This is a genomic window from uncultured Rhodoblastus sp. (assembly GCF_903903185.1).
Lineage (GTDB): Bacteria > Pseudomonadota > Alphaproteobacteria > Rhizobiales > Beijerinckiaceae > Rhodoblastus.
This window is the reverse complement of sequence record NZ_CAIUXT010000061.1, coordinates 103,516-111,168: the sequence shown is the minus strand read 5'-3', so window position 1 is coordinate 111,168 and position 7,653 is coordinate 103,516. Positions and strand designations below refer to the sequence as shown.

General features: G+C 57.6%; 12 protein-coding genes. 9 read left to right on the top strand and 3 right to left on the bottom strand.

Going from position 1 to position 7,653, the window contains the following annotated elements:
* Nucleotides 1–93: 93 nt before the first annotated feature.
* The 3 genes from QZY01_RS05445 to QZY01_RS05435 all read right to left on the bottom strand — a co-directional run bounded on the left by QZY01_RS05445 (nt 94) and on the right by QZY01_RS05435 (nt 1,229).
* Nucleotides 94–414 (bottom strand): hypothetical protein, encoded by a 321-nt coding sequence (locus QZY01_RS05445; RefSeq protein ID WP_294534324.1) that lies wholly within the window; start codon nt 412–414, stop codon nt 94–96.
* A gap of 87 nt (nt 415–501) precedes the next feature.
* A complete protein-coding gene (locus QZY01_RS05440) occupies nt 502–774 on the bottom strand; it encodes a hypothetical protein (RefSeq protein WP_294534322.1) in 273 nt (90 codons plus the stop codon).
* Nucleotides 771–1,229, bottom strand: a complete 459-nt coding sequence (locus QZY01_RS05435; RefSeq protein ID WP_294534320.1) for a DUF5681 domain-containing protein — start codon at nt 1,227–1,229, stop codon at nt 771–773. Before QZY01_RS05435 ends, QZY01_RS05440 begins: the two co-directional genes overlap by 4 nt.
* A gap of 198 nt (nt 1,230–1,427) precedes the next feature.
* Here QZY01_RS05435 and QZY01_RS05430 point away from each other — a divergent pair, with 198 nt between their 5' ends.
* The 9 genes from QZY01_RS05430 (at nt 1,428) to QZY01_RS05390 (ending at nt 7,626) form a co-directional block, all read left to right on the top strand.
* Nucleotides 1,428–2,810 (top strand): site-specific integrase, encoded by a 1,383-nt coding sequence (locus tag QZY01_RS05430; protein ID WP_294534318.1) that lies wholly within the window; start codon nt 1,428–1,430, stop codon nt 2,808–2,810.
* Nucleotides 2,764–3,525 carry a hypothetical protein gene (locus QZY01_RS05425; protein ID WP_294534317.1) on the top strand — a complete coding sequence of 254 codons (762 nt, stop codon included), beginning with the start codon at nt 2,764–2,766 and terminating at the stop codon, nt 3,523–3,525. Before QZY01_RS05430 ends, QZY01_RS05425 begins: the two co-directional genes overlap by 47 nt.
* A 24-nt stretch (nt 3,526–3,549) precedes the next feature.
* The gene (locus QZY01_RS05420; RefSeq protein ID WP_294534316.1) at nt 3,550–3,921 is read left to right on the top strand and encodes a hypothetical protein; all 372 of its coding nucleotides are present in this window, start codon (nt 3,550–3,552) and stop codon (nt 3,919–3,921) included.
* 110 nt (nt 3,922–4,031) lie between these two features.
* The gene (locus QZY01_RS05415; RefSeq protein ID WP_294534315.1) at nt 4,032–4,859 is read left to right on the top strand and encodes a hypothetical protein; all 828 of its coding nucleotides are present in this window, start codon (nt 4,032–4,034) and stop codon (nt 4,857–4,859) included.
* Nucleotides 4,860–4,951: 92 nt separating this feature from the next.
* Entirely contained in the window at nt 4,952–5,191 is a 240-nt protein-coding gene (locus QZY01_RS05410; RefSeq protein ID WP_294534313.1) for a hypothetical protein, read from the top strand.
* Nucleotides 5,191–5,394, top strand: a complete 204-nt coding sequence (locus QZY01_RS05405; RefSeq protein WP_294534311.1) for a hypothetical protein — start codon at nt 5,191–5,193, stop codon at nt 5,392–5,394. The genes QZY01_RS05410 and QZY01_RS05405 overlap by 1 nt, the downstream gene beginning before the upstream one ends.
* Complete coding sequence (locus tag QZY01_RS05400; RefSeq protein WP_294534308.1) at nt 5,391–5,873, top strand: hypothetical protein; 483 nt, start codon at nt 5,391–5,393, stop codon at nt 5,871–5,873. Before QZY01_RS05405 ends, QZY01_RS05400 begins: the two co-directional genes overlap by 4 nt.
* Nucleotides 5,870–6,469 (top strand): hypothetical protein, encoded by a 600-nt coding sequence (locus tag QZY01_RS05395; protein WP_294534306.1) that lies wholly within the window; start codon nt 5,870–5,872, stop codon nt 6,467–6,469. The genes QZY01_RS05400 and QZY01_RS05395 overlap by 4 nt, the downstream gene beginning before the upstream one ends.
* A 14-nt stretch (nt 6,470–6,483) precedes the next feature.
* Nucleotides 6,484–7,626, top strand: a complete 1,143-nt coding sequence (locus QZY01_RS05390) for an AAA family ATPase (RefSeq protein WP_294534304.1) — start codon at nt 6,484–6,486, stop codon at nt 7,624–7,626.
* Nucleotides 7,627–7,653: the final 27 nt, after the last annotated feature.

The following is a 7,653-nucleotide window of genomic DNA, read 5'->3' as shown; positions in this document are numbered from 1 at the left end:
CGGCTGGAAACGAGAACGGGAGAATCGTTATGTCATTCATGGCGGGCGTGGCCGGAGCGAAAGCGCGAAAGGGTGGGTGTAAGCAACCGAATCCTACGCGATATCAGCGCATTGCGCCACGCCCGCCAGCCTCAAAAAAAAGCCGTCATGAATAAGATGGGTTAGATCAAGCGGCGCGCGGCTTCCCTTCGGTCGATCCGGGCAAAGGTGCTTGATGATTTCGCGCGTAACGGTCTTGGACGTTTCGTGCTCAAAACCAACCACCACGTCGCGCAGCCATTCAACGCAATCAGGCCGAACGAAGCCTAGGGCGGCGCATGCCTCCTCCATAAAAGGCGTGATATCGACGCGGCCGTGCGGCGTCCCGGCAGGATCGAGCGGGATGACTAGAATTGGCGATTTCCATCCGCGCATGGATATTTCTCCCGAAATAACGTGATTGCTAGACGGTCAGCCCCTCGCGCGCGCGTTGGAGCGCGGACGATAACAGTTAATCGCTTTTCATAGCTCCAACTCATGAAAAATCGTTAAGGCGTGATCATTGGCGCGCGCGAACTGTTCCGCATCGGCCAAGGCACGGCACTCGAATTCCTGATCCGATTCATTTGGCGCGCGCTCGATGCAAAAGACGCCATCATGACTGCGAATCTTGTTGCCCCTCATGACGCTCAGATCAGGCCGAACGATTTCATAAAATATCACCCAAACATCCTCTTTTCCACCTCCGCGCTCCTCCAAAGCCGCGATTCGACGCGCAAGCCGATTCTTTCTCATTTTTTTCTGCCCTTCTCCTCAAGCGCCAGAAGGCGTTTTTCCAATTCTTCCGTTTCCAGCGCCTTGCGCCGCACCTCGAAAACGCTGGCGACCGTCGCCGCTTCGTCCGGTGTGACTTCGCCCGACGCCATCGCCGCCGTCAGGGCCGCCATAGCCGCCGCAATGTCCGATGCGGTTTGCACGGTCGGAAGATCAAGGCAAACAGGGCGGCCTTTGCGCAGTGGCGAGATGCGCTCCAAGACAAGCCGGGCCGCCGTCATGTCGCCGCCCTTCGCCGCCGTCACCACTGCCGAAACAATCGCTTCCGCGTCGTCCTGCATCAGCTTTTCCGCCAATACCGTTGCCTTATGCCGCACACCCTTCGGCTTGCCCTTGGGGTTGCCTGATCGGCCTTTCTGGAAAGGCGCGCCGCGCTGCTTTCCCGCTGCATTTTCAGCCATCGCGCCTTCCCCCAATCGTTCCCCGGTCGAAAATCCGACCATCGCTTAAGCGGGAATAATAAATTCGGGAATGGCCGGCTCGTTCTGGAAATTTCTAGCAATTCCTAAACCCCATATTTTCCAGCCCTTTTAGGCGCTGATGTTTTCTGATATGCTCCCTGTGTTTCTCGTTGGTGCTTACCGGATGCTTACCGTAAATTGGAGCGAAAACCAGTGGCGCGAGGAAAAATCACCAAAACCACCGTCGATGCGCTGGTCTGCCCACCGGGCAAGGACCGCGATATTCTATGGGACGCGGGAAAGGGATGCCTGTCGGGTTTTGGCGTGGTTGCGTATCGGCCCAACAAGGCGGACGTGGCGGCGGACGGAGAACGCGCCGTCGGAGCGAAGGCCTTCATCATACAATATCGAATGCACGGGCGATCGCGCCGTTACGTGCTCGGCGAATATGGCAAGCTGACGCCGGAACAAGCCAGGTCGGACGCCAAGAAACTTTTTGGCGACATCGAGCGCGGCATTGATCCGGTTGATGCGCGGGCGAAATCGCGGAACGTCCTGACATTCAACGAGATTGCCGACCTCTACGAGGCGGAACATTTCCCGAAACTCGGCGAAGTGACCCGCGAGAATTACAAAGCGATCATCAAAAACACGCTTAAGCCGATGGTCGGCCGTCGCCGGATGATCGATATTTCGACGGAAACTTTCTCCGGCGCCCACGCGAAAATGAAGGACACCCCTTCGGCCGCAAATATGATGCTTCGCGTGTTTTCGAGCATTTGGGGCTGGGCGAAGAGGACGAAGCATCAGGTCGGGCCTGAAAATCCGGTACAAGGGATTCAGCATTATAAAGAGGAAGGGAGAGAGGTCTTCCTGTCGGTTGAACAGCTGACCATGCTGGGGAACGCGATGTCTGACGCGGAGACGGTTGGCCTGCCTTGGCAGATTGACGAAAACGGACCCAACGCGAAGCACGCCCCCAAGGCGAAGAACAGGCTCCGCATCATCGATTCCTTCGCGCTCGCGGGCATCCGCCTCATTGCGCTGACCGGCTCGCGCAAAGGTGAAATCCTGAAAGCAAAGTGGGAATGGGTCGATTTCAATCTGAAGGTCATCAACCTGCCCACATCGAAGACGGGCAAAAAAATTCTGATGCTCCCCGATGCTGCGGTTGATATCCTCCGGACGCTGCCTCGGATCAAGGGCAATCCACACGTCATTCCCGGCGATGTCGAAGGTCAGCCGCGCGCCGATCTCAAAAACCCCTGGGATGCCATCCGCAAGGCAGCCGGCCTACCCGACGGCACTCGCATCCATGACTTGCGCCACAGCTTCGCTTCGCTCGGCGTCGGGGATTCTCTCGGTCTGCCGGTAATCGGTAAACTGCTCGGACATAACCAAGCTTCAACAACCGCCCGCTATGCTCACGTCCACGAGAAGGTGGCGCGAAGCGCTGTGGAGCAGATCGGCGGCCAGGTCGCGGCAGCCTTTGCCACTTCAGATCGCAAGAGCAACGTTATCCGCCTTCCTAAACGGAAAGCGACGAAGAATGGCGAGCGGAAGCAAGCAGCGCGAACTCCGGATAAGCGAGCCTGATCCGGATTGGGTGCCTTTATCGAGGGCGCCTTTTGTGTATGGATCAGGTGCTCATGACGACAGCGAAGGCAATTTAGGCCATTTAGACGAGCCCGAAGTTCGGGAGTTCGAAAATCGCCTGCTACTCGCCGGCGCCAAGAGGGTGTTTTTCTCTCGCGACGACGGCAAGGTCTTTTTGAGCGGGGATGGGTGGAATTTCTATGACCACCCCCTGCGATTCGAAGCCCCGTTGTTTATCGACGACGCAACTGCCGAATCGTTGCGGATCGCACTGAACGATATTTGGCAAGAAATGGCCGGAGAATTTCGCAACGCGCTGCGCACTGGCACATGCACAGTGGTCGCCAAGATCGGAACGCCCCTTTCCCAATTCTTTGAAATCATCCCGACGAACGGCTTGGCTTATTTCGCTGTCGAGAACTGGTGCGATGATTTGGCCCGTTATGGTCGGGACCCTGCGTATTTTGTCCATGTCGGCGACAAGGTGGGAGACGGCGCAAATCAAATCGACAAAGCCGACCAATCATCGCCGCGCCTCGAGGACGCCATGGACCTGATCATCCGTCTATATGGGAGGAATTTGCCATCCCGCCGAGAGAAGGGCCAGACGGCGTTTTACCAAGCCGTCCGAGCCTACGCCGAAAAGAACGGTCCTCCGGCTGCTCCAAGTCGCGATACCGTCTTGCGCGCAAGGAAATTGTTAAGTGGCCAATAAGCGGAGCGCCTGCGCAAGTTACGCATGCTCAATTTGCGGAATGCATCACCGGAAATCTTCGACCATGCTTCGCTCATTCCCGACATGATTGGGCATGAACGAAAAGTGGAAGACATGACCAAAAAAGACCAAACCTCGAAAGCAGCGCCGCAATTTCTCCGCCGCCGCGAAGCATCCGCCTACCTGGAATCACGCTATGGCGCGCCCTGTTCGATGCAACATCTCGCCAAACTCGCCGTCCACGGTGGCGGCCCCGTGTTCCGCAAATTCGGCCGCTACCCGGTTTATGAGCCCGCTGACCTCGACGGCTGGGCTGAATGCCGCCTGTCCGGCCCGATGGATTTCACCAGTGGAAACGAACAGAAAAAGGAGGAAAGTCCCAAAGAACAAATGTAGAATGGCGAAACGCGGATAGGCTAGCCAGCCGACAAGTCGGGACGCATCACCCGGTTTCCGCGTGTCACTCGAAAGCGTGCGGATGCGCGGGATGAACAGAGACGCCAAAAATGACAACGCCTTTATCGTTCTTCAGCTGGTGGGAATACAAGAAGGCTCCGTTGGGGCTGGCGCTTCAATGGATTGTCAGTGAAAGCGATACACTCGAACCATTCGCGATGGAAGAACGGCCCGGCTGCGCGTCGGATACCGCGTTCAGCGTTCAAAACGTAAACTTTGATGGCCCAGGTGGTGGAGCTTCATACGGGATTTCAGCTGAACTTGCGGGCAAGTGGGACGCAGCCATCAAAAAACTGATGGACGCTATCAGAGATGGGGTTCTCCAAGTTTACGGGCTGAAAGAGGGAGACGACACCGTCAGCCAACTTTCAATCGACCTTTTCGATGAAGTCACCATAAATATTATTTCACCTGTCGCGAGAGATGACGAAATATTTCAGAACATTATTCGGCCTAGGCACTCGTCTCTTGAATTTGGTGATTACGAAAAATGGCCCCAATGCGATGGGGACATAATTAGGAGAGACGGAGAGTTATCTTGGACTCGGCTCCATGTTCTCGTGGGTGACATCATAAACATTAAATCGTCCTCTGGTCCTAACGAGATCGGCGCACCTGCCGGACCTTCAATAACGCCTGAAATCATTTACAGGACTGGCGCGGCGGGAAAGCCCTCAAGCTGGTGGCTCATAGAACAAGAGGTTCGCGGGCGGTTTTCCGGATTTCCCGTGGGCATCAAAAAGTCGGACATCGCTCGATTGATGAACAAATGGATCAAGGAAACGCACCCTGAGGCACCTCCGATCACAGAGAAGACGATAGGGAACAACCTGGTCGCCCTGCTAGTCGAACTCCGGGCCTTGCCGGAAAGCGCCTGATATTATTTTTATCGTTACAATATCGGGCGACTATATCGGGCAGTAATATTAAGAAAAGATGCGGTTATTCCAACGTTTATAGGGAAACCGCAATGCCCGAAGTTCAATACCTCCGCCGCAAGCAGGCAGGAGAATATCTCAAAAGCAAGTATGGTTTCGGTGCGCCCAGGACCCTAGCCAAGCTCGCGACCGTCGGCGGCGGCCCCGAAATTTTCTATGCGGGACCCCGCACTCCTCTCTACACTGAAGAGAAGCTCGACAATTGGGCGAACGGCAAGATCGGCCGGCCCGTGCGCAGCACCTCCGAACGCAGGGCGGAGGCCGCTGAATAATGGTCGACAAAAAGTTGAACCCGGCAGCGCTGGCGGGCGCATACCGGGTCCGGAATTCGATCAGCTTGGCGGCGATCAACCGGGAACATACCGCAGAAACCATCGTCCTTCAATTCCTATATCGCCGCTATGGCCTCGCGCCGGAAATAGCGTCGACCATCGCCGCCCTGGCCGGCCTCGGACCGCGCGGGGTGCGGTCATGATCAGCATCGGAATTGACCCGGGCGTTAATGGCGCCGTCGTCGTCATCGGCCCGAACGGGGATATTGTCCAAATTCACGACATGCCGACGCTCGCCGACGGCGCAAAAAACCGCAGGGCGATCAACGCGCCGCTGCTGGCGTCGATCATTTACAAGAGCCACGCCACCAAGGCCTATTGCGAGCTTGTTGGGCCGCGTCCTGGCGAAGGCGCCGTTGGTGCTTTCGGCTTTGGCCGATCGCGCGGCGTAATCGAAGGGGTGCTCGCTGCGTGCGGCGTTCCCGTGACGATGGTCGCGCCGCCGGTCTGGAAACGCGCCGCCGGCATCCTCGCCGGCAAGGAAAACAAGGATTCCGCCCGCGCTGTTGCAATCGCGAGATGGCCGGGTCAGGCCGATCTTTTTGCCCGCAAGATGGACATCGACCGCGCCGAAGCGGCATTGATCGCCATCGCCGGCATGATGCGGGAGGGCAGCAAATGAGCGATGCCCTTTCGCAAATGGCCCTTGGCGAGGCTGACATTCTTGCGGCTTGGCGCGAGAACTATTCGCAAATTCGGCAGACCGGATTCGAGTGGCTCCTTTCGATGGGAGTTCCGCCTCTGGCGCTCGCCCGTGATCCTGCTCCGTTCGACGGCTTTCCGGTGACAGCGGCCCAAGTGGAATTTTTGGACAAGGGCTTTGAATTCACCTCCTATTTGCGTGATCCTCAGCGGCCCCAGCGGGCCCTGATTATTCTGGCGCGGGACATTGACTGCGAGATTGCGGACATTGCCGCCTGGACGCCCAGGACGGGAGAAGTGAGGCTTTGGCTCGGACGACTCTCAATGCTCGGCGAAAACAACATCCTCGCCCCGCGCTTCGACGAACCGTTGCCGGTACATGAAACGGCGCTCGATTGGCTGAAGGCGGACCGGCGCGGCGTTTTCATCGCCGATCCGGCGCGCGCTTCCTTCCAACTCGAAGGTCACTCGCTGCTCGTCGATAACGCCGTTTTCGGAGGAAAATTGAAACAGGCGCTCACGCGTCCATCACCCCCGATCTTCGTCAACAAGGATGCTCGGAGGGCCGCCGCATGAACTCGATAGTTCCCTTGGAACAGGCCGAGCGCGATCTTCGGCGTCAAGCATTTGAACCACATGCCGCGCCTAAACAGGACGAAGCCGCAAAGCTTTTCAAAATTGAAGCCTTCGAAGAAATCACCTTCAGCGGGCGCGAGGAATGGACCGTTAAGGGTCTCATGCCATCGCAAGGCCTCGTTGTGGTCTATGGGCCATCCGGTTGCGGCAAAAGCTTCCTCGTCACCGATCTGGCCTTATTGATTGCCCAGGGCGAACCTTGGGCAGGCAAGAAGGTTCAGACCGGCTCCGTCTGCTATGTGGCGGCTGAGGGCGCGGCAGGCTTCCGCAAACGAATTGCTGCCTATCGCGAAGCCCATGGCCTGAAACGTGAAAAGCTGCCGTTCTATTTGATTAGCGCGGCGCCCAATCTCGGAACCGACAAGGGCGACCTCGAAAAGTTGCGGCTCAGCATCGAATCGCGGCCAAAGGGCCTCACGTTGCGCTTGATCACGATAGATACGGTTTCGCAGGTGCTTCACGGCGCCGAAGAGAACGGCTCCGGGATGACGGCGCTAATCGCCAATGCCAACGTCCTGGCCGCTCATTTCAAATGCGCCGTGCTCGTCATCCATCATTCCGGCAAGAACGTCGAGAACGGCGCGCGCGGCCATTCCAGCTTGCCCGCTGCCGCCGACGTCGTTTGGTCCGTGAAAAAAGACGAGGCGCGCGGCGTCTCTGTTGTGACGGTCGAGAAGGCAAAGGACGAGATCGGCGGCCTTGCCTTCGACGTGAAGCTTAAACGCGTTGTTCTTGCCGTGGACGAGGACGGCGACGAAATATCTTCCCTTGTGGTCGAGAGCATCACCGAGGTCGTCGGCGTAAAGCCCAAAAAGGCCGCTGGGAAACCAAAGCCGCCGCCATCGGCAAACTTGCTTATGGCATGCGTCAGGGAAGCCTTGGGCGCTCATGGTCGGGAGATCAGGTCGTTTATGGACGGCCCGATGGTCCGCGCTGTCGCCGAACCCCGCATCCGCGACGTCTATTACGAGCGCCAGGCGGACAAAGAGCCCAATACGATCCGCACGGCTTTATGGCGCGGGATCAAGAACGCAATCGATCGGCAAGACCTCGTTGCCGGCGTCGTCGACGGGGAGCGTTTCATATGGTTGCCGTGATCCGCTCTCCGATGTGCGCCCCACACC